The 22,011-nt window shown below is 60.1% G+C and carries 19 protein-coding genes and 1 pseudogene; 13 read left to right on the forward strand and 7 right to left on the reverse strand.

What is annotated here, in order from left to right; translation table 11 throughout:
- The first annotated feature begins 94 nt into the window (after positions 1 to 94).
- Positions 95 to 1,555: a M20 family metallopeptidase gene (locus AC8GFZ_RS13910; protein WP_506645503.1), complete on the forward strand. Its 1,461-nt coding sequence runs from the start codon at positions 95 to 97 to the stop codon at positions 1,553 to 1,555.
- 21 nt (positions 1,556 to 1,576) lie between these two features.
- Here the strand turns inward: AC8GFZ_RS13910 and AC8GFZ_RS13915 are convergent, their stop codons facing one another.
- Genes AC8GFZ_RS13915 through AC8GFZ_RS13925 form a run of 3 tightly spaced genes read right to left on the reverse strand, consistent with a single transcriptional unit; the run spans position 1,577 to position 4,658 of the window.
- The gene (locus tag AC8GFZ_RS13915; protein WP_506645504.1) at positions 1,577 to 2,755 is read right to left on the reverse strand and encodes an MFS transporter; all 1,179 of its coding nucleotides are present in this window, start codon (positions 2,753 to 2,755) and stop codon (positions 1,577 to 1,579) included.
- Positions 2,756 to 2,807: 52 nt separating this feature from the next.
- Entirely contained in the window at positions 2,808 to 3,521 is a 714-nt protein-coding gene (locus AC8GFZ_RS13920; protein WP_506645505.1) for a 16S rRNA (uracil(1498)-N(3))-methyltransferase, read from the reverse strand.
- A 27-nt stretch (positions 3,522 to 3,548) separates the two neighbouring features.
- Positions 3,549 to 4,658, reverse strand: coding sequence for an aminoglycoside phosphotransferase family protein (locus AC8GFZ_RS13925; RefSeq protein WP_506645506.1), 1,110 nt, complete (start codon positions 4,656 to 4,658; stop codon positions 3,549 to 3,551).
- 93 nt (positions 4,659 to 4,751) lie between these two features.
- On the opposite strand from AC8GFZ_RS13925, the gene AC8GFZ_RS13930 reads away from it, so the two are divergent.
- From AC8GFZ_RS13930 to rsmA, 3 genes are read left to right on the forward strand one after another with little or no spacing between them, the layout of a single operon-like run.
- Positions 4,752 to 7,160: an LPS-assembly protein LptD gene (locus AC8GFZ_RS13930; RefSeq protein WP_506645507.1), complete on the forward strand. Its 2,409-nt coding sequence runs from the start codon at positions 4,752 to 4,754 to the stop codon at positions 7,158 to 7,160.
- Entirely contained in the window at positions 7,153 to 8,547 is a 1,395-nt protein-coding gene (locus AC8GFZ_RS13935) for a peptidylprolyl isomerase (RefSeq protein WP_506645508.1), read from the forward strand. The genes AC8GFZ_RS13930 and AC8GFZ_RS13935 overlap by 8 nt, the downstream gene beginning before the upstream one ends.
- A gap of 2 nt (positions 8,548 to 8,549) precedes the next feature.
- The gene (gene rsmA / locus AC8GFZ_RS13940; protein WP_506645509.1) at positions 8,550 to 9,344 is read left to right on the forward strand and encodes a 16S rRNA (adenine(1518)-N(6)/adenine(1519)-N(6))-dimethyltransferase RsmA; all 795 of its coding nucleotides are present in this window, start codon (positions 8,550 to 8,552) and stop codon (positions 9,342 to 9,344) included.
- 250 nt (positions 9,345 to 9,594) lie between these two features.
- Here rsmA and AC8GFZ_RS13945 read toward each other — a convergent pair.
- The 3 genes and pseudogenes from AC8GFZ_RS13945 to AC8GFZ_RS13955 form a co-directional block, all read right to left on the reverse strand.
- Positions 9,595 to 9,990: pseudogene (locus tag AC8GFZ_RS13945) on the reverse strand (barstar family protein); the annotation flags it as partial.
- A 217-nt stretch (positions 9,991 to 10,207) separates the two neighbouring features.
- Positions 10,208 to 12,532, reverse strand: a complete 2,325-nt coding sequence (locus AC8GFZ_RS13950; protein ID WP_506645510.1) for an NADP-dependent malic enzyme — start codon at positions 12,530 to 12,532, stop codon at positions 10,208 to 10,210.
- Between the two features lie 187 nt (positions 12,533 to 12,719).
- The gene (locus tag AC8GFZ_RS13955) at positions 12,720 to 14,081 is read right to left on the reverse strand and encodes an aminopeptidase P N-terminal domain-containing protein (RefSeq protein WP_506645511.1); all 1,362 of its coding nucleotides are present in this window, start codon (positions 14,079 to 14,081) and stop codon (positions 12,720 to 12,722) included.
- A 140-nt stretch (positions 14,082 to 14,221) separates the two neighbouring features.
- Between AC8GFZ_RS13955 and AC8GFZ_RS13960 the strand changes: the two genes are divergently transcribed.
- Complete coding sequence (locus AC8GFZ_RS13960; RefSeq protein WP_506645512.1) at positions 14,222 to 14,497, forward strand: type II toxin-antitoxin system Phd/YefM family antitoxin; 276 nt, start codon at positions 14,222 to 14,224, stop codon at positions 14,495 to 14,497.
- 14 nt (positions 14,498 to 14,511) lie between these two features.
- On the forward strand, positions 14,512 to 14,862 hold the full coding sequence (locus AC8GFZ_RS13965; protein WP_506645513.1) for a type II toxin-antitoxin system RelE/ParE family toxin: 351 nt from the start codon (positions 14,512 to 14,514) through the stop codon (positions 14,860 to 14,862).
- 37 nt (positions 14,863 to 14,899) lie between these two features.
- Here AC8GFZ_RS13965 and AC8GFZ_RS13970 read toward each other — a convergent pair whose 3' ends face one another.
- Positions 14,900 to 15,697 (reverse strand): nucleotidyltransferase family protein, encoded by a 798-nt coding sequence (locus AC8GFZ_RS13970; RefSeq protein ID WP_506645528.1) that lies wholly within the window; start codon positions 15,695 to 15,697, stop codon positions 14,900 to 14,902.
- Positions 15,698 to 15,912: 215 nt separating this feature from the next.
- Here AC8GFZ_RS13970 and tkt point away from each other — a divergent pair, with 215 nt between their 5' ends.
- The 7 genes from tkt to AC8GFZ_RS14005 all read left to right on the forward strand — a co-directional run bounded on the left by tkt (position 15,913) and on the right by AC8GFZ_RS14005 (position 21,904).
- On the forward strand, positions 15,913 to 17,964 hold the full coding sequence (tkt, locus tag AC8GFZ_RS13975) for a transketolase (protein WP_506645514.1): 2,052 nt from the start codon (positions 15,913 to 15,915) through the stop codon (positions 17,962 to 17,964).
- A gap of 73 nt (positions 17,965 to 18,037) precedes the next feature.
- A complete protein-coding gene (gene gap, locus AC8GFZ_RS13980) occupies positions 18,038 to 19,036 on the forward strand; it encodes a type I glyceraldehyde-3-phosphate dehydrogenase (RefSeq protein ID WP_506645515.1) in 999 nt (332 codons plus the stop codon).
- Positions 19,033 to 19,998 carry a threo-3-hydroxy-L-aspartate ammonia-lyase gene (locus tag AC8GFZ_RS13985; RefSeq protein WP_506645516.1) on the forward strand — a complete coding sequence of 322 codons (966 nt, stop codon included), beginning with the start codon at positions 19,033 to 19,035 and terminating at the stop codon, positions 19,996 to 19,998. The genes gap and AC8GFZ_RS13985 overlap by 4 nt, the downstream gene beginning before the upstream one ends.
- 30 nt (positions 19,999 to 20,028) lie before the next feature.
- Positions 20,029 to 20,211: a PIN domain-containing protein gene (locus tag AC8GFZ_RS13990; RefSeq protein ID WP_506645517.1), complete on the forward strand. Its 183-nt coding sequence runs from the start codon at positions 20,029 to 20,031 to the stop codon at positions 20,209 to 20,211.
- Positions 20,208 to 20,432 (forward strand): ribbon-helix-helix protein, CopG family, encoded by a 225-nt coding sequence (locus tag AC8GFZ_RS13995; RefSeq protein ID WP_506645518.1) that lies wholly within the window; start codon positions 20,208 to 20,210, stop codon positions 20,430 to 20,432. The genes AC8GFZ_RS13990 and AC8GFZ_RS13995 overlap by 4 nt, the downstream gene beginning before the upstream one ends.
- A gap of 105 nt (positions 20,433 to 20,537) precedes the next feature.
- Complete coding sequence (locus AC8GFZ_RS14000) at positions 20,538 to 21,578, forward strand: PDDEXK nuclease domain-containing protein (RefSeq protein WP_506645519.1); 1,041 nt, start codon at positions 20,538 to 20,540, stop codon at positions 21,576 to 21,578.
- 5 nt (positions 21,579 to 21,583) lie between these two features.
- Positions 21,584 to 21,904 (forward strand): hypothetical protein, encoded by a 321-nt coding sequence (locus tag AC8GFZ_RS14005; protein WP_506645520.1) that lies wholly within the window; start codon positions 21,584 to 21,586, stop codon positions 21,902 to 21,904.
- The last annotated feature ends 107 nt before the right edge of the window (positions 21,905 to 22,011 follow it).

Raw genomic sequence — 22,011 nt, forward strand, 5'->3', positions numbered from 1 at the left:
CGCAACGCCGAGCACGCCACAGCGACGGCCCAGGCACAATGAAACGCCAAGGCCTGAGTGCCCATCCATGGCCTATTTTTAGGAGATCCTCCCCATGAACGCCCCCTTGTTGGCCAAAGATTTGCAACCAGACCAAGCCCTGGCGCATGTGACCCACAGCTGGGACGCCAGCATCGTGGCGCAGCTGCAAGACTACATCGCCATGCCCGCCAAGTCCCCGGCATTTGACCCGCAGTGGGCGGCGCACGGTTGGTTGGACAAGGTGCTGTTGCACGCGGCCACGTGGATCGAAGCGCAAAAAATCCCGGGTTTGACCCTGGAGGTGGTGCGCCTGCCGGGGCGCACACCGGTGCTGATGTTTGAGGTGGCCGCCACCCGCGCCGCCAGCGCTGAAACCATTCTGCTGTATGGCCACATGGACAAGCAACCCGAGTTTGACGGTTGGCGTGCCGACTTGGGGCCGTGGACGCCCAAGATCGTGGGCGACAAGCTGTATGGCCGCGGCAGCGCCGACGATGGCTATGCGGTCTACGCCAGCATCGCGGCCATTGCAGCGCTCAAAGCGCAAAACATTCCCCACCCCCGCATGGTCGGTTTGATCGAAACCTGCGAAGAGTCCGGCTCCGGCGATTTGCTGCCGTACATCGATGCCTTGCGCGCTCGCTTGGGCGAGGTGGCCTTGGTGATTTGCTTGGACAGTGGCGCGGGCAACTATGACCAACTGTGGTTGACCACCAGTTTGCGCGGCATGGCCAGCGGCGTGCTCAAGGTACAGGTGCTGACCGAAGGCGTGCATTCGGGGGACGCATCGGGCTTGGTGCCTTCGAGCTTTCGCATCATGCGCCAGTTGCTCGACCGGCTTGAAGACAGCCAGACGGGCCGCTTATTGCCACAAAGCTTTCACTGTGAAATTCCGTCGGAGCGGGTGGCCCAGGCCCAAGACACGGCGCGGATTTTGGGCCACTTGGTGCACCAGCGCTTTCCCTGGGCCCACCATGATTGCCATGGTTCGTCCAACTTCACCTTGCCCACCACCCAAGACCCCACCGAGGCCTTGCTCAATCGCACCTGGCGCCCCACCTTGAGCGTGACCGGCGCCGAGGGCTTGCCCGCCTTGCAAGACGCCGGCAATGTGTTGCGCCCTTACACGGCCTTCAAGCTCAGCTTGCGCCTGCCGCCCTTGGTCGATGCGGCACAGGCGGTGCAGGAGATGAAAATCTTGCTGGAAGACAACGCCCCGTACCAAGCGCGGGTGACTTTTGAGCACCACGGCGGCGCGACGGGGTGGAACGCCCCAGATGTGGCCCCCTGGTTGTCCCAGGCCTTGCACAGCGCCAGCAACGCCCACTTTGGCGCCCCGTGCGGTTTCATTGGGCAGGGCGGCACGATACCGTTGATGAACATGCTCAGCCAAGGCTTCCCACGCGCACAAATGGTGGTGTGCGGTGTTTTGGGGCCGCAGTCCAATGCCCATGGCCCCAATGAGTTTTTGCACCTGCCTTATGCGCGCAAACTCACCGCCGCCATGGCCCAGGTGATGGCCGCCCTGCCCTGAGCCGGGCTTGCGCGAAGGGTCTTAAGCCGCCTGGGGTTTGTTCAGGCTCAGGTGGCGGGCCAGCCACAACAGCGCCACACCGATGATGCCAATGGGCAGCAAGGAGCCCCAATTGAGCCAATCCCAACCCGAGGTGGTGACCAAGGCGCCGGATGCAAAAGAGGTCACGGCCATCGTGGCGAAGACGCAAAAGTTGAGCACGGCCTGCGCGCGGTGCTTGTCCTCAGGGGCATAACCTTGCATCGACAAAGTGGTGCTGCCGGTGAACAAAAAATTCCAGCCCACACCCAGCATCAGCAGGGCAATCAAAAACTGTTGCACTTCAATACCGCTCAGCGCAATTGCCACGCAAACCAAGTTGAGCAGCACGCCCACCCCCATGATGGGCAAGGCGCCAAAGCGCTTGATCAAGTGGCCGGTGAAGAACCCGGGTGCAAACATGCCAATCACATGCCATTGCAGCACCATGGCCGTGTCGCCAAAACCAATGCCGCAGTTTTGCATCGCCAATGGGGTGGCGGCCATGAGCAGGTTCATCACCCCATAACCCAAGGCGGCGCTCAAGGCGGCGACAAAAAAGACCGGTTGTCCCATCAGGCTGCCCCAAGAGCGTTGGACATGGCCAGCGGGTGGTGGGGGTGGGGTGGGCCCAAAGTCAATGCGCTCAATCACCAGCCAAGCCAGTACGGCCACACCCATCAAACTCAAGTAGGCCCCAGCAAAGGGCACACCCAGCAAACTTTTGGTTTGGTTGGCCAGGTTGGGGCCGACGATGGCACCCATGAGGCCGCCGGCCATGACCCAAGACACGGCTTTCTCGCGCCCTTCTGCGGGCGACAGCTCGGCGGCGGCAAAGCGGTACAGCTGCGCGTTGGCGCTGTAATAACCGGCGATGAAGGTGGCCAGCACCAGCAGCCAAAACCATTGGTGCAGCACCGCCCACAAGGCCAAGGCACAAGAGAAAAAAGCCACCACCAAGCCCATTTGAAACGACTTTTTGCGTCCCCACAGGGCCTGGGTGCGCGACACCACGGCCGCACTCAGCGCGCTGCCCACCACATAGCCCATCACCGGCAAGGTGGCCATCCAGCCCACCGGGGCCAGGCTCAAGCCCACCAAGCCGTTGATGGCAATGAAGGTCACGTTGTTGGTGAAAAACAGGCCTTGTGCCAAGGTCAGCAGCCACAGGTGTCGGTTCATGGTTTTTTTCTTTCTTTGTAATGGACCACGGTCAAATCGGCATGGCGGAAGCTTACATCGGGGCGGCCTCTGCGCACAAAGTCAATGCGGCCAAGGCCGCTGTCTCGGCGCGCAAGGTGCGCGGGCCCAGCTGCCAGGGGACAAAACCCGCAGCCAAGGCCAAGGCCTCTTCAGCCTGGCTCAAGCCCCCTTCGGGACCGCTGAGTACGGTGACATGAGCGGGAGTGGGGTGGCGTGGCATGGCGCTGGGCGCCAAAGACAAGAGGCGTTTGGCCGCGGGTCCATGATCCAGCGCGAGAAATTGGCCCAAACTTTGGGGCAGCTCAATGGTGGGGGGGCGGTTGCGCCCGCACTGCTCGCAAGCGGCATGTGCCAAGGCTTGCCAGTGGGCTTGGCGCTTGAGCGCCCGATCGGCGTGCAAGCGCAAAACGCTGCGCTCGGTCATCAGGGGCACCAGGCGCGCGACTCCCAGTTCGGTGGCTTTTTCGACCAACCAGTCCATGCGCTCATTGGCGGGCATGCCCACGGCCAACACCACTTGGTTGGGCGCTTCGCGCTCGATGGCCTGGTGTTCTAGGACATTCACCGTCACGTCTTTCCGGCCCATGTGCTCGATGCGCGCCGACCATTCGCCACCCGCGCCATTGAACAAGCAGATCTCGTCACCGGGTTGCAAGCGCAAGACCTGGACATGGCGTGCGGCGGCCGGGGCCAGCGCCACGCAGGTCTGGGCGATCAAGGGATCAGGGTGAAAAAAGCGCGACACAGGGTCTGATGGGTGCTTGGGCCGCTGTCAGACCCGGCCAAAAGCGTAGCCACTCACGTTGGCCTGGCCTTCAATGCGGTCGATCAAGCGCAGCAGCGGAAAGAGTTCCCGGTAGCGGCTGCAGGTGGCCCGGATATAGGTCACAAAACGTGGCGTATCGGCGAGGTATTTGGGCTTGTGGTCGCGCAGGCCCAGGCGGGCAAAAATGCCCGCCACTTTGAGGTGGCGCTGCAGCCCCATCCATTCGACTTCGCGCCAAAACAGGCCAAAGTCGGTGGACAGCTCACCCGTGCCCAGCAAGCCTTTTTGCCTGGCGCGCTCCCAATAGCGCACGGTGACGTCCAACACAAAGGCCTCATCCCAGCTGATGAAGGCGTCGCGCATCAAGCTGGCGATGTCGTAGGTGATGGGCCCATGGACCGCGTCTTGAAAGTCCAGCACCCCCAGGCGGCGCTCTTGCGGGTCGCCCGAGACCATCAAGTTGCGCGGCATGAAGTCGCGGTGCACATACACCTGGGGCACCGACACATTGCGTGCCACGATGGTGGCAAACGCCTGGTCCAGGGTTTGGCGCTCGGCATCGGTCAGCACCAGGCCCCGTTGCTGGGCCACATACCAGTCGGGAAACAGTTGCAATTCGCGCATCAGCAAGGCGTTGTCGTAAGCCGGCAGCACGTGGGCTTGGCTGGCGCTTTGCCAGTCGATCAAGGCATCCAAGGCGCGCGCAAAGTCGCCCAGGTGTTGTTGGGGCTGCTGGGCGTCGAGTTGTTGCATCAGGGTGTGTTGCCCCAAATCGGTCAGCAGCATGAAGCCGTGCTCGCGTTGCCAATCCAGCACTTGTGGGACATGCAAACCCGCCGCCAGCATCAACTCGGCCACTTGGACAAAAGCCGCACAGTTTTCATGGGCCGGTGGCGCGTCGACCACTATCAATGTGCCGTGGTCGGTGTCGATGCGAAAGTAGCGCCGAAAACTTGCGTCGGCCGAGGCCACCCGCAAACTCGGCATGTGCAGGCTGTGGCTCACAGCCAAGGCCTGCAACCATTGCTCAAAATGTGCTTGGCGCGCTGCATCTGCCCACTGCACTTGGCTGGAGGGGACCGGTGTGGGACCGGCTTCGATGGTGGGGATGCTCATGGATAATCCATTCTACAAACCTGTGCCGGTGCTGCGAGCTGGGCCGCCTGGCCGGTTGTCGCATGTGTCCATCACGGCTTGAACGCCCCCAACATGAACGCCCCCCTATTGAAAGCCACATACGCGCCACCAGCCTTTTGGGCCGTGCTGGGGGGGCTGTGCATGGGCGTGGCGGTGGCCCAGTCGCCTTTGTTGCCACAGGCGCAGCCCCAGCCGGGAGCGCCCGTGCTCAAACCCAGCAGCCTGTTGCCCTTGCTGTTGCCCGCGCAAAACCGAGCGCGCCAGCCTTTGTTCATCCAAGCCGACCATTTGTCGGGACGGCCAGATTTGGATTTGCTCATGATGGGCGATGTGCAACTGCGCCGGGCCGATACCTTGATCCGCGCCGAGCGGATCGATTACTTTCAGCCCACCGACACGGCCCGCGCCCGCGGAAACGTGCGCATCAACCAAGCGGGCAATGTGTTTGAAGGCCCCGACCTGGATTTGAAAATCGAGGCGTTTGAGGGCAGCATCACCGAGCCCACTTACCAGTTGTTGCGCAGCCAAGGGCATGGCCAGGCCAGGCGGGTGGATTTTTTGGATGAAAAGCGCGCGGTCATTCACCAAGGCGACTACACCACCTGTCGGCGCAAACCCGGTCCGAGTTGGTTGCCAGATTGGCTGATCCGCGCCGATAAATTGAGTTTGGACAGCGAAAAAGGCGATGCCGAGGTGACCAACGGCGCCTTGTATTTCAAAGACACGGCGGTGGTGCGCGTGCCCTCGTTTGCCTTTCCCATGACCAGCCAGCGCCGATCCGGCTTGCTGCCGCCGACCATTGAGTCCAACAGCATTGACGGCTTCACTTACTCGCAGCCGTATTACTGGAATATCGCGCCCAACCGGGACTTGTTGATCACGCCGCGCTTGATGACCGAGCGCGGCCTGAACATGTCGGGCGAGTTCCGGTATCTGGAAAGCGTGCTGCCCCCCTTTCAGGGCACAGCCAAGCTGGACGTGATGCCCTATGACCGTTTGGGTGGGTCTTCACGCTGGGGCACCTCCTGGACCCACCAAGGCACGCTCGACACCCGATCCGCCCGCTTGGGGCCGGTGAACTTGGGCTTGAACATCAACCGCGTCAGTGACGACAACTACTGGAAAGACTTTCCGCGCAACAACATCAACGGCGCTTTGCGCTTGCTACCAGCCGACGCCACGCTGGCTTATGCCAGTGGGGGCCTGACCTCGCAATTCAGAACGCTGCGGTGGCAAACCTTGCAAGACACCAGCACCCCCATCACACCGCCGTATGACATGGTGCCCAAGCTCAGTGGCCAATACCGATGGGCCTATCCCTCGGGCCTGGATGTGCAGCTGCTGGGGGAGATGACGCGCTTTCAGTCCAACCGCGAATTCTTAAGCCTGACCAACGACAATGCGCAGCGCATGGTCAGTCAGGTGCAAGTGGCGCAGTCGTGGATCACGCCTTACGGCTCCGTCACGCCCAAGCTCAGCTTGAATGCACGCAGCTACCAGTTTGACCAGGCCTTGGCCAGCACAGGCGTGCGCAATGCATCGGTGGTGGTACCGGGCTACAGCTTGGACGCTGGCGCGGTGTTTGACCGCCCGACCCGGCTGTTTGATTTGAATTGGGTGCAAACCTTGGAGCCGCGCATTTTTTACGTCAACACCCCGTTCAAGGACCAAAACAGCCTGCCCAACTACGACTCGGCCAGCTACGACTTCAACATCGCCACCATCTTCACCGAAAACGCCTTCACCGGATACGACCGCATTTCTGACAGCCACCAGGTGACCACAGGTGCCACATCGCGGTTTTTGGACCCGCAGTCGGGCGCAGAGCGGGCCCGCTTTGTGCTCGCGCAGCGCTATCGGTTGCGCGCGCAAGAGGTGGTGTTGCCCGGTGGAGTGGCAGCCACCGAGCAGCTCAGCGACACCTTGGCGGGTACCAATTTGCAGTTGGTCAATGCCTGGGCTTTGGACTCGGCCCTGCAATACAGCCCAGACGCGGCGCGCATGGTGCGCTCCACGGTGGGTGCACGCTACCGACCGGGGCCATACCGGGTTTTGAACATGGCCTATCGTTACAAAGCCGATGCCGTGGGCGCGGCCGGCGGGGAGTTTGTGGATACCAGTTGGCAGTGGCCGCTGCAAAATCTTTTTTCCGCGAACGGCAGCGCCGACAACAGCTTGGGCAGCAGCGAAGGCCGTTGGTACACTGTGGGGCGCTTAAACTACAACCAACAAGAGTCGCGCTTGGTCGATGCGCTGATCGGGGTCGAATACGATGCCGGCTGTTGGCTCACCCGGGTGGCGCTTGACAGGTATCAGTTGACGGCTGATCGAGCGGTTCAGCGGGTCATGTTCCAAATGGAGTTTTCGGGGATGTCCCGCGTGGGCTCCAACATCACCGGCGTGTTCAGGGATTACGTGCCACGCTATCAAAACTTGCGCGACTACGGGGGCTTTCCAAGCCGATTCGGTCAATATGAGTGAACAGACAAATTCGGTGGGGCAGCCTTGGTTTGCCCGTTTTGCATGCCTTGTGTTCTTGTGCGCCGGCACGGTGTGCTTGGCCCAGGGCATTCGCATCGGCGGTCAGTCTTTGGCCCCAGTGCTCAACCCAATCACTGCCAACACCACGGGTGCCCGATCGTCTGACTTCATCGTGGCGGTGGTTGACTCTGAGCCCATCACCAACCAAGAGTTGCAACAGCAAGTCGAGCAAACCGTTCAGCAGTTGCAACAACAACAAGGCAGCTTTGTGCCGCGCCGCGAAGTGTTGGTGCGCCAGGTGTTGGAGCGCTTGATCGATGAGCGTGCCCAATTGCGCTTGGCGCAAGACCTGGGTATCCGCATTGAAGACGGCGTTCTCGAACAAGCCGAACAAGGCATGGCCACCCAAAACGGGGTCAGCATGGAAGCTTTCCGTGAGCGCCTCGCCCAGCAAGGCATGAGCCAGACGCAGTTTCGCGCCGATTTGCGCCAACAACTGACCTTGCAGCGTTTGCGCGAACGCGAGGTCAATGCGCGCATCCGCATCACCGAGCCCGAAATCGACAAGCTGCTGGCCGAGCGCATCAAAACCAGCCAGGAGGCAGAGCCCGTGCTGGCCCTGGGCCACATTTTGTTGGCGGTGCCCGACGACGCCACCGATGCGCAGCGCCAAGCGGTGCGGTTGCGGGCGCAGTCACTGGTGGAAAAACTCAAAGGCGGTGCCGACTTTGAGGCTATGGCGCGTGAAAACTCTGACGCGTCCGACAAAGCCGCGGGCGGCATGATGGGCCTGCGACCGGCGCAGCGCTTCCCCAGTTTGTTCATCGATGCCGTCAAGGGTTTGGCCGTCGGTCAGTCGGCGGGCCCCGTGCCTTCGGGCGCAGGTTTTCACATCCTCAAGCTCGTCGAGCGGCGTCAACCGCAGGCATCCACCTTGACCGTACCGCAAACCCGAGCGCGCCATATTTTGTTGCGCCCGGGTGAGCAGCTCAGCCCGAATGCGGCACGGGCCCGCATGCAAGAGTTCAAATTGCAAATTGACAGCGGGCGGGCCGAATTTGCCACCATGGCGCGCCTGCATTCGCAAGACGGCAGCGCCGCTTCTGGTGGCGACTTGGGTTGGGCCGGTCCGGGCATGTTTGTGCCCGAGTTTGAAGAGGCCATGAACAAGCTCGCCCCCGGGCAAACCTCGCCCCCGGTGGTGACGCGCTTTGGCGTCCACCTTATCCAGGTCATGGAGCGGCGCCAGGCCGAGTTGAGTGTCAAAGAGCAACGCGACTTGGCGCGCAACATCTTGCGTGAACAAAAGTTAGAAGACAGCTACCGCGCCTGGGCCCAAGAGACCCGAGGCCGCTCTTACGTCGAATACCGCGACGACCCGCTTTGAGCATGGCCCACCCGAACGCGCCACGCAAGCGTTTTGGCCAACACTTTTTGACCGATCGCGCGGTCATTGACGACATCGTTAGCGCCATTGCCCCCCAGGCCGGGCAGGCCATGGTGGAAATTGGCCCCGGCTGGGCCGCGCTGACCCAGCCTTTGGTGGAGCGCTTGGGGCGCTTGCATGTGATCGAAATCGATCGCGATTTGGCGCGAGAACTCCGCGGCCACGCCCAACTGAGCGTGACCGAAGCGGATGTGTTGCAGGTCAACTTCACCGAACTGGCCCAAAGCCTCAACGTGCCCAAGTTGCGCGTGGTGGGCAACTTGCCCTACAACATCTCCACGCCCATCTTGTTTCACTTGCTCGACCATGTGGATGTGGTGCAAGACCAGCACTTCATGCTGCAAAAAGAGGTGGTCGATCGCATGGTGGCCGCCCCCCACAGTGCAGACTATGGCCGCCTGAGCGTCATGCTGCAAGCGCGTTTTCAGATGGAAAAGGTGCTCGATGTGGCGCCCGACGCCTTTCACCCCCCACCCAAGGTAGACAGTGCGGTGGTGCGCATGGTGCCATTGGCCGATGTGCCCGACGTGCCCTGGCCCTTGCTGTCAGAATTGGTGCGGGTGGCCTTTGGCCAACGCCGCAAACTGCTGCGCCACACCTTGGGCGCATGGTTGCAGCAAAAGGGTGTGGCCACCGATTTTGATGTGCAGCGGCGCGCCCAAGAGGTGTCTGTGGCGGAGTTTGTGGCTTTGGCTCAGTTTTGCCATCGGCAGCCCAGTGCGGCTGACAACATCTAGGATGGAGGCACAGGCAAAAGCAAAAAGCCCGTTGAAAACGGGCTTTTTGGTATGGGTTAAAGCGCGGTCAAGCGGCCGTTAACCAGTAACCCGCATTGAACGGGCTGCTCATGCGCAAGGCCAGGGGAGAAATGTCGACCAATTTGTCGGTGGGCATTTTTTCGCCGCCGTCGGTCAACTCAATGCCGCTGGGGTTGGTGGCCATGACGCCGTCGCTGTCCATGGCCATTGCAGGTGCGCGTGCCACGGAGAATGAGTAAAAGCAACGGAACGGAACTTTGCGCTCGGCCCAGTAATCGGAGGCTTCGCGGAAGATGTCGAGCAACTGTTCACGCGCTTCTTTATCAAATTTGGCATGGGCAGGCACCTGCTCCAGCACGATCACAAAACCAGGCTGCGGGCCAGACTTGTGCAAGGGGTCGGTCATGCCGTCAAACAAGGCGTCAAAGTTCTTGCTGGTTTGCGGCGGAAAGGTGAATTGCTGGGCGATCATGTCCAGCACGTCTTGTTTGCTTTGGGCCACGGCCAAGTTGGCATACAAAAAGTGATGCCCCAGGTGTTGTGCAGCCGCGTGCAAATCCTGTACCCGGTGGGCGCGGATTGACTGCACGATGTTGGATTTGACGGTACGAAGTGGCGTGTCCATCTCCGCTGAATTCCTCACAAAACAATAAAAAGAAGAAATTTGACGTTTGCGAGCCCTAACTTTCGGGGCTGGCTGGTCAACCTGTCTTCCGGGATAACCCGAGAAGCAACGTCCGTAATTATGAAGGAAAAGCATTCCCAAGGCAATAGCCAGGGCTTAAATGCCTTCAAAATGACCCATTGGGGCAAATATAAGTGGGTAAGCACTACCCCAAGATCTAAGACCTCGTGGCGTTTGCGTCGGCCACCGTCAAAGCTGTCATATTGACGATGCGGCGCACCGTGGCGCTGGCGGTGAGGATGTGCACCGGCTTGGCGGCGCCCAACAGAACCGGGCCAATGGCAATATTGCCGCCAGCGGCGGTTTTGAGCAGGTTGTAAGAGATGTTGGCCGCGTCCAGGTTGGGAAAAACCAGCAAATTGGCGTTACCCGTCAAGCTGCTGTCGGGCATTTGCTCGGCCCGCAAGGCGCCGTCCAGGGCCACGTCGCCGTGCATTTCGCCGTCAATTTCCAGCCAAGGGGCGCGCTGTTGAACCAGCGCCAGGGTGCGGCGCATCTTGGCGGCGCTGTCTTGCAAGCTGCTGCCAAAATTGGAATGCGACAACAAGGCGGCTTTGGGCGCAATGCCAAAGCGGCGCATTTCTTCGGCCGCCATGATGGTGATCTCAGCCAGTTGCTCGGCGGTCGGGTCCAAATTGATGTGGGTATCAACCAAAAACAGTTGCCGATCGGGCAGCAGCAAGCCGTTCATGCAGGCATAGGTGCTCACGCCAGGGCGGTTGCCAATGACTTGATCGACATAAATCAAATGGGTGTCGGGGCGGCTCCAGGTGCCGCAAATCATGCCGTCCACATCGCCTTTGTGCAGCAGCATGGTGCCGATCAGCGACAAACGCCGGCGCATGTCGATCTTGGCCAACTCAGCCGTGACGCCCTTGCGCGCGGTCATGCGGTGGTAGGTTTGCCAAAAGTCGCGGTAACGCGGGTCGTCTTCCACATTGACCACTTGGTAGTCCACGCCTTCGCGCAAGCGCAGGCCAAAACGCTCAATGCGTTGGGCAATCACGGCGGGGCGACCGATCAGCGTGGGCTTGGCCAAGCCCTCGTCCACCACAATTTGCACTGCCCGCAACACGCGTTCGTCTTCGCCTTCGGCATAGGCCACGCGCTTTTTACTGGCGCGTTTGGCCGCCGCAAAAATCGGTCGCATGGTGGTGCCCGACGCGTAAACAAAACTTTGCAAACGCTCGCGGTAAGCGTCCATGTCGGCAATCGGGCGCAGGGCCACGCCGCTGTCGGCAGCGGCTTGGGCCACGGCGGGGGCTATCTTCATCATCAAGCGCGGGTCAAAGGGCTTGGGGATCAGGTACTCCGGGCCAAACGCCAACTGCTCGCCCGAATACGCCGCGGCCACCACATCGCTTTGCTCGGCCTGGGCCAACTCGGCAATGGCGTGAACGGCGGCAATCTCCATCTCGTCGGTGATGGTGGATGCACCCGCATCCAAGGCCCCGCGAAAAATGTAGGGGAAGCACAGAACGTTGTTGACTTGGTTGTGATAGTCGGTGCGACCGGTGGCCATGATGGCGTCGTCGCGCACGGCCTTGACTTCTTCGGGGGAAATTTCGGGCGTGGGGTTGGCCAGCGCCAAGATCAACGGCTTGGCCGCCATGCCCTTGACCATCTCGGGCTTGAGCACACCGCCAGCGGACAAGCCCAAAAAGATGTCTGCATCTTTCATCACGTCCCCCAGCGTGCGGGCGCTGGTGTCTTGTGAAAAGCCAATCTTGTCTTCGTCCATCAACTCGGTGCGGCCGGTGTAGACCACGCCGGCCAGGTCGGTGACAAAAATGTTTTTCTTGGGCAAACCCAGCTTGACCAACAAATTCAAACACGCCAAGGCCGCCGCACCTGCGCCCGAGGTGACCAGCTTGACGTGTTGCAAGTCTTTGCCGACCACCCGCAATCCATTCATGATGGCCGCGCCCACCACAATCGCGGTGCCATGTTGGTCGTCGTGAAAAACGGGGATCTTCATGCGCTCGCGCAACTTGCGCTCGACATAAAAACAATCTGGCGCTTTGATGTCTTCTAAATTGATGCCGCCAAACGTGGGCTCCAGGGAGGCAATGGTGTCGACCAGTTTGTCTAAGTTTTTCTCGTTGATCTCGATGTCAAACACATCGATGCCGGCAAACTTTTTGAACAAAACTGCCTTGCCCTCCATCACCGGCTTGGAGGCCAAGGGGCCAATGTCGCCCAAGCCCAGCACGGCCGTGCCATTGGTGATCACCGCCACCAGGTTGCCCCGGTTGGTGTAGCGAAACGCGGCATTCGGGTCTTTGGCAATCTCTTCGCACGGGGCGGCCACACCGGGTGAATAAGCCAGCGCCAAATCGCGCTGATTCATCAGCTGCTTGGTGGCGTGGATGGCCACTTTGCCGGGGGTGGGAAATTCGTGGTAGTCCAGCGCCGCGCGCCGCAACTCTTTGCGCGCCTCGTCTTGTGAAACGGGGTTTGTGGCGGGTGGGGTTTGGGGCATGCGGTTCTCCGTGGTGGCTGTGAACTACCCACGTGTGTCGGGCGGTGCTAGAACAGGGTGGTCGATTGTAGGTGGCAAGCTGGGCAGCCATGCCAAATTGACAAGCAAACGGTGTGGCTCTGTTTCTAATCCATCAGCAACGGAAGCCTGTTTGGGCCTGCGCAGTGCACCGATAGACAGTGCTGGATCAACGCATCAACGCTTCGATCTCATCGGCCTTCACCGGCACCCCCCGGCTGATCAACTCGCAACCCGTGGCGGTGACGATGGCATCGTCTTCGATGCGGATGCCGATGTTCCAAAACGCCTCAGGCACTTCGGGGCTGGGGCGCACATACAGGCCCGGCTCAATGGTGAGCACCATGCCGGGGTGCAAGATGCGCCCGGGCGGTGGCGTGGTGGGAGCGCTGGTGTCCGCAGGGGGCGTGTGGCCGGTCTCGACATAGCTGCCGCAGTCGTGCACGTCCATGCCCAGCCAATGGCTGGTGCGGTGCATGTAAAACGCAACGTAGGCTTTCTTCGCGATCACGTCGTCTGCGGTGCCGTGTTGGTGCTTGGATAACAAGCCCAAATCCAGCAGGCCTTGTGACAGCACGCGCAGCGTGGCGTCGTGCGGGTCGGTGAAGCGTGCACCGGCGCGGGTGGCAGCCACCGCCGCGTCTTGGCTGGCGATCACCAGGTTGTAGAGGTCGCGCTGCGGGCCGGTAAAGCGCCCATTGGCCGGAAAGGTGCGCGTGATGTCGCTGGCGTAGCCGTCCAGTTCACACCCCGCGTCGATCAACACCAATTCGCCGTCACGCAAGGGCGCGGTGTCGGCGCGGTAATGCAGCACACAGGCATTGGCGCCAGCGGCCACGATGGAGGTATAAGCCGGAAACTGTGCGCCATGGCGGCGAAACTCGTGCAGCAACTCGGCCTCGAGGTGGTATTCGCGCGCATCTTCGCCCGCGCGCAGCATGCGGGCGCTGGTTTGCATGGCGCGCACATGGGCAGCGGCGCTGATGGCGGCGGCGCGGCGCATGGTGGCTTGCTCGCTCGCGTCTTTGACCAAGCGCATCTCGTCCAACACCACGCACAGGTCGCGCTGCTGAGAGGGGCACACCACACCCGTGCGCACTTTGGCGCGCACTTTGCCCAGCCACTCATCGATGCGCGTCTCCAGGCCTTTGTGGGTGGCAAAGGGGTACCACACGCAGCTTTGGTTTTCCAGCAAAGGCGGCAGCAAGCTGTCCAGCGCTTGCACCGAATGCGCGGCGTCCACTCCCAAAGTGGTGGTGGCGGCCTCTGGCCCCAAGCGGATGCCGTCCCAAATTTCGCGTTCCACATCTTTGGGCTGGCAAAACAAAGTGCTGTGGCCGTTGTCCGCGATGACCAACCAAGCGTTGGGCTCGGTGAAACCTGTCAGGTAATAAAAGTAGCTGTCGTGGCGATAAGGGAAATCGCTGTCGCGGTTACGAGCACGCTCAGGCGCGGTGGGGATGATGGCCACACCGCCGGCGCCCAATTGGGCGGCCAAAGCGGCGCGGCGTTGCGCATAGATAGAGGTCATGGCGGGATTGTAGGAGTGGTGTCAAAGTCGGCTTGGCTGGAGCTTGAATGTAAAACCAGTGTGTGGTTGTTTGCGCAATAGAGCCAAGCGCGGGTCGCTCAGTCATTGCCACAAGTCTTTTAAAAGACTATATTCAGTCCATGCATTACTCCACCCAGATCAAACCCATCAGCTACCTGAAAACCCATGCAGCACAAGTGCTGGCGCAAATCACGGCTGATCGCGAGCCCTTGGTCATCACGCAAAACGGCGAAGCCCGGGCGGTGTTGCAAGACGTGGCCTCTTATGAGGAAACCCAAGACACCTTGGCCTTGTTGAAGTTGTTGGCCTTGGGCAACCAAGAAGTGGCTGATGGCAAAACCAAACCGCTGACCGATGTGGTGAAACGATTGCGGGCCAAACACCCCAAAGTCTGAGTCATTGATCGCGCATGGCTGACCCGTCGAACGCTTATGAAGTGCTGCTCACCCAAGGAGCAGAGCAAGATTTGGAAGCCTTGTTTGACCACATTGCAGAAAACGACAGCGTGGCCAATGCCCACCGTTTGTTGGACCACTTGATGGACGTGGCGCAAAGCTTGTCCAAACTGCCCGAACGGGGCAGCCGCCCCAAAGAGCTTTTGGCCGTGGGCATCCAAGATTACCGCCAGGTGTTTTTCAAACCCTACCGCTTGATTTACCGTTTGCACGGCAAGCAAGTGGTGGTCTACCTCATAGCAGATGGGCGACGCGACATGCCTTCATTATTGGCCCGCAGGTTATTGGGCCACAGCGTCAGTTGAAGATCGCCACGGCGCCAAGCGCCTCGCGATGACGGATTCAAGCCTGCAAGTTCAGCTGCGCCAAACGCTCGGGCGTGCCCACATCCACCCACAGGCCTTCATACAGAGATGCGCTGACCAAGCCTTGATCCATGGCGGCCCTGAGCATGGCGGCCAGCGGTGCTTTCACGCCCTCGGGGTTGCCGGCAGGAATGGGGCACCAAGCTGCTTCAAAAAAGGCGCGTTTGTAAAGCGCAATGGTGCTGAAGGTGTAGCGCGGTGAATGCGCCACGTGGGGTGCTGGCTGGTGGCCAAGGGCTTGAACGGCGGGGCTGTTGGTAGCGGCTGGGCCAGGCATCACGGCAGTTTTAGGCAGATTGAGCGCCAAACCTGCATCAGACAAACCAAAGTCACCCCCGAGGTTGTGCGCAGGGTTGGGCACCAGCCAAATGTGCGCCAACTGTGGGCTGGTGGTAAAGCGCTCAAAAGTCTGCGCCGAAAACACAAACTCTGGCGCAAACACATCGCCTGCCGCCACCCAAAACACATCGGCCAGCTGGGGCAAGGCCCGCACAATGCCGCCCGCCGTCTCCAGCGCACCACCAAAATCGCTGCCCTCATCGGAGTAGTTCAGCACCACAGGCGGCAAGCCCGGCGCGGTAAAGGCTTCACCAAAACGTGCCGGAATTTGTTCGCCCAACCACGCTGTGTTGATCACCACGGATGGCACCCCACCCCGCGCCAGGGCCTCCAAGGGCCACTGCATCAGCGGTTTGCCGCGCACGGGCAGCAAAGGTTTGGGTGCGGTGTCGGTGAGTGGGCGCATGCGCTCGCCGCGACCAGCAGCCAACAGCATGGCGCTGGCTTGGGGGCTGGTCTGGTCGGGGTGGTGGTGCGGATGGTGTGTGGTCATGCTCAGGGCTCAAATATAGGCCCAAGCCGCTTGCTGCCCTTGAGCCAGCTGGTGCGTGCCCAGGGCGACAGCAGTGTCTTGGGGCCAAATACCCAGCGGCTAAAATCCCAGGGTTTCCCCGCCCCAGATTCACCCACACAACCCCCGGAGTTTTCCCCATGGCCCACACCACCCCAATGGCCAACGCGATCCGCGCGCTGGCCATGGACGCTGTCCAGCAAGCCAACTCCGGGCATCCCGGCGCGCCCATGGGCATGGCCGACATCGCGGTAGCCTTGTGGGGCGAGCACCTGCGCCACAACCCGCGCAACCCGCATTGGGCCAACCGCGACCGTTTTGTGCTGTCCAACGGCCACGGCTCGATGCTGATTTACGCGCTCTTGCACCTGACAGGCTACGACCTGCCCATGAGCGAGCTGAAAAACTTCCGCCAACTGCACAGCAAAACCGCTGGCCACCCCGAGGTGGGCATCACCCCAGGTGTGGAAACCACCACCGGCCCCTTGGGCCAAGGCATCACCAACGCGGTGGGCATGGCGCTGGCTGAAAAACTCTTGGCAGCCGAATTCAACCGCCCAAATCACAGCATCGTCGACCACCATACCTATGTGTTCATGGGCGACGGCTGCATGATGGAAGGCATCAGCCACGAGGCTTGCGCCTTGGCAGGTGCGTGGAAGCTGAACAAACTCATCGCTTTGTACGACGACAACGGCATCTCGATTGACGGCAAGGTCACACCTTGGTTCATCGACGACACGCCCGCTCGCTTCAAAGCCTATGGCTGGAGTGTCATCAGCGTGGACGGCCACGATGTGCAAGCGGTCAGCCGCGCCATCGCCACCGCCAAACACAGCGCCGACAAGCCCACCCTGATTGCTTGTAAAACCCACATCGGCCAAGGCAGCCCGAATCGCGCGGACACGGCCAAAGCACATGGCGAGCCTTTGGGCGCAGAAGAAATTGCGCTCACCCGTGCCGCCATTGGTTGGCCCCATGCCCCTTTCACCATCCCTGCCGAGGTGTATGCCGATTGGGACGCCAAAGCCAAAGGCGCACAAGCCGAGGCCGCGTGGAATGGCATCTTTGCCGCTTACGCTGCCGCCCATCCGGCGCTGGCTGCTGAATTCAAACGCCGCATGGCTGGCGATTTGCCGAAAAACTTCCATCAAACCGTGGTGGATGCCGTGGTTGCTGCCAACACCAAGGCCGAAACCGTCGCCAGCCGCAAGGCCAGCCAGTTGGCTTTGGAAGCTTTCACTGCGGCCATCCCCGAGATGTTGGGCGGCAGCGCCGACCTGACCGGCTCCAACCTCACCAATACCAAATCAACGCCCAGCCTGCGCATTGATTTGGCGGGCAATGTGGTGAAAGACGAGCACGGCCACGGCGGCCGTCACATCAACTACGGTGTGCGCGAATTCGGCATGGCCGCCATCATGAACGGCATCACGCTGCACGGCGGCTTCATCCCTTATGGTGGCACCTTCCTCACTTTCAGCGACTATTCGCGCAACGCCATTCGCATGGCCGCCCTCATGAAGCAGCGCGTGGTGCATGTGTTCACCCACGACTCCATCGGTTTGGGGGAAGACGGCCCGACCCACCAGTCCATAGAACACGCCGCATCGCTGCGTTTGATCCCTGGCTTGGATGTGTGGCGCCCCGCCGACACCGCAGAAACCACGGTGGCCTGGGCTGTGGCTTTGCAAAACCAACACCGCCCCACGGCCTTGTTGCTGAGCCGACAAAACCTGCCCTACCTGCCCAAAGGCGACAGCGCCGCCAAAGACGCCAGCGGCTTGGACGCCATCAACAAAGGCGCCTATGTGTTGGCCGAACCCTCAGAAGTGGGCATGAACAAAAAGCCCCAAGCGGTCATCATCGCCACCGGCTCTGAAGTGCAACTCGCCATGAAGGCGCAAGCATTGCTCGCCGAACACAAAGTCGCGGTGCGCGTGGTCTCCATGCCCAGCACCACCACCTTTGACCGCCAAAGCGTGGCCTACAAATCAGCTGTTTTGCCCAAAGGCATTCCGCGCATCGCGGTGGAAATGGGCTCCACCGACGGTTGGTGGAAATACGGCGTGTCTGCTGTGGTGGGCATCGACACCTACGGCGAAAGCGCCCCCGCACCGGTGTTGTTCGAGCACTTTGGCTTCACGCCGCGCAACGTGGCTGACACGGTGTTGAAGGTCTTGCAGGGATAAACCATTTCGAGCGCTGGGCCCCTGTGGGTCCAGTTGCAAACTTTTTTGAAACTTGAAAGAAGAAAGAGCAATCATGGCCATCAAAGTAGGCATCAACGGATTTGGACGCATCGGTCGCATGGTGTTTCGTGCAGCGGTGCAAAACTTCAACGACATTGAAATCGTTGGCATCAACGACTTGTTGGAGCCCGACTACTTGGCCTATATGCTCAAGTACGACAGCGTGCATGGCCGCTTCAAGGGCGATGTGTCGGTCGATGGCAACAACCTGATCGTCAACGGCAAAAAAATCCGCCTGACCCAAGAGCGCGACCCCGCCGCCTTGAAATGGGGAGATGTGCATGCCGACGTGGTGATCGAAGCCACCGGCCTCTTTTTGGACAAAGCCACCGCCGAAAAACACTTGGCTGCTGGCGCTAAAAAAGTGCTGATGTCCGCCCCGAGCAAAGACGACACCCCCATGTTTGTGTACGGCGTCAACCACGGCAGCTACAAAGGCGAAACCATCGTCTCCAATGCTTCGTGCACCACCAACTGCTTGGCACCCGTGGCCAAGGTGCTGAACGACAAATGGGGCATCAAGCGCGGTTTGATGACCACGGTGCACGCGGCCACGGCCACCCAAAAAACCGTCGACGGCCCGTCCAACAAAGACTGGCGCGGCGGCCGTGGCATTTTGGAAAACATCATCCCCTCCAGCACCGGTGCGGCCAAAGCGGTGGGCGTGGTCATCCCTGCGCTGAACAAAAAACTCACTGGCATGTCTTTCCGTGTGCCCACCTCTGACGTGTCGGTGGTGGACTTGACGGTTGAACTGGAAAAGCCCGCTTCTTACGCCGAGATTTGCGCCGAAATGAAAGCGCAAAGCCTTGGCGCTTTGAAAGGTGTGCTGGGTTACACCGAAGACAAAGTGGTGGCCAGCGACTTCCGTGGCGAGCCATGCACCAGTGTGTTTGACGCCGATGCGGGCATCGCTTTGGACAGCACCTTCGTCAAAGTTGTCTCTTGGTATGACAACGAATGGGGCTACTCCAACAAGTGCTTGGAGATGGTGCGCGTCATCGCCAAGTGAGCTTGCCCACCTTTGACGATGTGCAAGCCGCCGCAAAGCGGCTTGCCGGCGTGGCGCACCGCACACCGGTGCTGCAGTCGTCAAACCTCAACCGCCAAGTGGGCGCCGAGGTTTTTTTCAAGTGCGAAAACTTTCAGCGCATGGGCGCCTTTAAGTTTCGCGGCGGCTACAACGCCTTGGCACAACTCTCTGCAGCCCAGCGGCGCGCTGGTGTGGTGGCTTATTCATCGGGCAACCATGCCCAAGCCGTGGCCTTGGCCGCGCAAATATTGCGCATTCCGGCCACCATCGTCATGCCCCACGACGCGTCCAGCGCCAAGCTGGCCGCCACCAGGGGTTATGGCGCCCAAGTCGTGGGTTACGACCGCTACACCGAAGACGCCATGGCGATCGCCAAAGCCCTGGCTGAGCGCGAAGGCCGCGCCTTCATCCCCCCGTTTGACCACCCCGACGTGATCGCTGGCCAAGGCACGGCCGCGCTGGAGCTGTTGCAAGACCACGGCCCCATGGACCGCTTGTACGTGTGTCTGGGCGGCGGCGGATTGCTCAGCGGCAGCTTGCTGGCGGCCAAAGCCTTGTCGCCCAACTGTGCGGTGTTTGGCGTCGAGCCCGAAGCTGGCAACGATGTGCAGCAATCCCTGGCCAAAGGCGAGCGGGTGCGCATCCCCATCCCCGTGACCATTGCCGACGGAGCGCAAACCCCCATGGTCGGCGCCATCACCTTTGACATCATTCGCCGCGATGTGGCGGCGGTCCACACCGTGACCGACGCGCAACTGGTGGACGCCATGCGCTTTTATGCCGAGCGCATGAAGATGGTGGTTGAGCCCACCGGTTGCCTGTCTCTGGCCGCCCTTATGCAAGACGCCCCCGCCTGCCAAGGCCAGCGCGTGGGCGTCATCATCAGCGGTGGCAATGTGGATTTGGCGCGGTATGCGGCGTTGTTGGCGGACCAAGCCTAACGCTGGGCCAGTCAGGGCCGATGGGTCACGGTGTATTACGGTTGGCGCCCCAATTTGCCCGATGAAGGCGACAACCATTTGATTGAGTTGGCATTGGCTGGGGGTGCGTTGGCCATCGTCACCCACAATCTTCGGGACTTGCAAAATGGCGAGTTGAATTTGGGACCATTGCGGGTGCTGACACCCGCACAATGTTTGGAGACATGGACATGAGCACATTGACCATACGCCTACCGGATGAAACCGTTGATCGCCTCAAGTCGTTGGCGCAAAGCCGAGGGTTGAGCATGAACAAACTGGTGGAGCAACTCAGCGCCCATGCCTTGGCCGCATGGGACACAGAAAACCATTACCGTGCCATGGCAGCCACTGGCGATGTGAATAAAGCCGTGTTAGTCCTAGACCGACTGGATGAGGCAGACCGGGCGCTGTAAATAGCGCAGGATGCAAGGCTGGCTACAAAAGCCCCTCAAATTAACTCTTAGAGCAAAATTAAAGAGAATTAAATAGTTAATATGTCGGGTCTCATGATCCGACCCATGCTGCCTGACCTCCCGCCACCCGACCTGCACCAAGCCATCCGCGCCTTGCTGCTGTCTGCCCGCGCACAGGTGCGGCAGACCGTCAACACCGCCATGATGCAAACCTATTGGCAAATAGGCCGCATGATTGTGGAAGACGAGCAAGGCGGGCAAAAGCGCGCGGCCTATGGAAAACAGGTGTTGCCGGAGTTGGCCAAGCGCTTGAGCGAGGAGTTTGGCGCCGGGTTTGATGTGAGCAACTTGCGCAATATGCGTCAGTTCTTCCAGAGCTTCCCAATTCGTGACGCACTGCGTCTTGAATTGAGCTGGACACACTACCGCAGCCTCATCCGCATCGACAACCCTCAAGCCCGCGACTGGTACGCCAAAGAAGCCGCCGAGCAAGGTTGGAGCGTGCGGGCGTTGGATCGGCAAATCTCCACCCTTTATTACGAGCGTTTACTCAGTTCGCAAGACAAAGCCAAAGCGCAACTGCAAGACGAGGCGGCGCGTAACATCGCCAAAGACGCCGCCCCCGACCCGCGTGACTTCATCCGCGACCCCTATGTATTGGAGTTTTTAGGCGCACCCGCTGTACCAGCCCTGTACGAAAAAGACCTGGAGCAAGGCCTGCTCGACCAGTTGCAAACCTTTTTGCTGGAACTGGGCAAAGGCTTTGCCTTTGTCGCGCGGCAAAAACACCTGCGGGTGGAAGGCGAAGACTGTTTCATCGACTTGGTTTTTTACAACTACCTGCTCAAGTGCTTTGTGCTGGTGGACTTGAAGGTGGGCAAGTTGGCGCACCAAGACGTGGGGCAAATGGACATGTATGTGCGCGTGTTTGACGAGCAACACCGCAACGAGGGCGACAACCCGACGCTGGGGCTGATTCTTTGCTCAGAGCGCAACGCGGCCGTCGCCAAGTACTCGCTGCTGGCCGACAAAGCCCAACTATTCGCCAGCAAATACCAAGCGGTCATGCCCACCGAGGCGGAATTGCAGGCGGAGTTGGAGAGGGACAGGGCTTTGTTGGAAATAAATGGGGCAAAGTTGTCATAAAAATCATGAGTGAATACGAATTACCCATCCATTTTGAAAACCCTGAAGGTCTTCATGAAATCAGTACAAAAACATTATTTGAATTAATTGATGGCTATAAAGCAATATCAAAGGAATTCGGATTAGACCTCGACATCAGTGTCGGTGTCCCATCAATCGGGGGTTGGAGGGCAGAATTAAAGTTCATTGCAATTGGGGTCCTAATTAACCCAAGTGTTGCGATACTCACTGGAGAAAATTTAGAAGAGTGGGGGAAAAAAGCGCATCATGAAATAGTAGAAATAGTTAATGACTACATCAATAAAGAGTCCGCCCTGAACAATTGAATTTCTCAAACTACAACGCCATAGTTTGTCCGCTGAGATGGCGAAATGGCTTGCAGCACCGTCTGCAAATTAAGCCCAAACTTGGCACAAAGAAGCCGCAGCTTCCT

The sequence above is a fragment of the Limnohabitans rimovensis (SeqCode) genome (assembly GCF_965234775.1).
Lineage (GTDB): Bacteria > Pseudomonadota > Gammaproteobacteria > Burkholderiales > Burkholderiaceae_C > Limnohabitans > Limnohabitans rimovensis.

Bases quoted from the DNA above. Each gene is read 5' to 3' on its own strand.
- AC8GFZ_RS13910 (WP_506645503.1), top strand. From the start codon at position 95: ATGAACGCCCCCTTGTTGGCCAAAGATTTGCAACCAGACCAAGCCCTG.
- AC8GFZ_RS13915 (WP_506645504.1), bottom strand. From the start codon at position 2,755: ATGAACCGACACCTGTGGCTGCTGACCTTGGCACAAGGCCTGTTTTTC.
- AC8GFZ_RS13925 (WP_506645506.1), bottom strand. From the start codon at position 4,658: ATGAGCATCCCCACCATCGAAGCCGGTCCCACACCGGTCCCCTCCAGC.
- AC8GFZ_RS13930 (WP_506645507.1), top strand. From the start codon at position 4,752: ATGAACGCCCCCCTATTGAAAGCCACATACGCGCCACCAGCCTTTTGG.
- AC8GFZ_RS13935 (WP_506645508.1), top strand. From the start codon at position 7,153: ATGAGTGAACAGACAAATTCGGTGGGGCAGCCTTGGTTTGCCCGTTTT.
- rsmA (WP_506645509.1), top strand. From the start codon at position 8,550: ATGGCCCACCCGAACGCGCCACGCAAGCGTTTTGGCCAACACTTTTTG.
- AC8GFZ_RS13950 (WP_506645510.1), bottom strand. From the start codon at position 12,532: ATGCCCCAAACCCCACCCGCCACAAACCCCGTTTCACAAGACGAGGCG.
- AC8GFZ_RS13955 (WP_506645511.1), bottom strand. From the start codon at position 14,081: ATGACCTCTATCTATGCGCAACGCCGCGCCGCTTTGGCCGCCCAATTG.
- AC8GFZ_RS13960 (WP_506645512.1), top strand. From the start codon at position 14,222: ATGCATTACTCCACCCAGATCAAACCCATCAGCTACCTGAAAACCCAT.
- AC8GFZ_RS13965 (WP_506645513.1), top strand. From the start codon at position 14,512: ATGGCTGACCCGTCGAACGCTTATGAAGTGCTGCTCACCCAAGGAGCA.
- AC8GFZ_RS13970 (WP_506645528.1), bottom strand. From the start codon at position 15,697: ATGCTGTTGGCTGCTGGTCGCGGCGAGCGCATGCGCCCACTCACCGAC.
- tkt (WP_506645514.1), top strand. From the start codon at position 15,913: ATGGCCCACACCACCCCAATGGCCAACGCGATCCGCGCGCTGGCCATG.
- gap (WP_506645515.1), top strand. From the start codon at position 18,038: ATGGCCATCAAAGTAGGCATCAACGGATTTGGACGCATCGGTCGCATG.
- AC8GFZ_RS13995 (WP_506645518.1), top strand. From the start codon at position 20,208: ATGAGCACATTGACCATACGCCTACCGGATGAAACCGTTGATCGCCTC.
- AC8GFZ_RS14000 (WP_506645519.1), top strand. From the start codon at position 20,538: ATGCTGCCTGACCTCCCGCCACCCGACCTGCACCAAGCCATCCGCGCC.
- AC8GFZ_RS14005 (WP_506645520.1), top strand. From the start codon at position 21,584: ATGAGTGAATACGAATTACCCATCCATTTTGAAAACCCTGAAGGTCTT.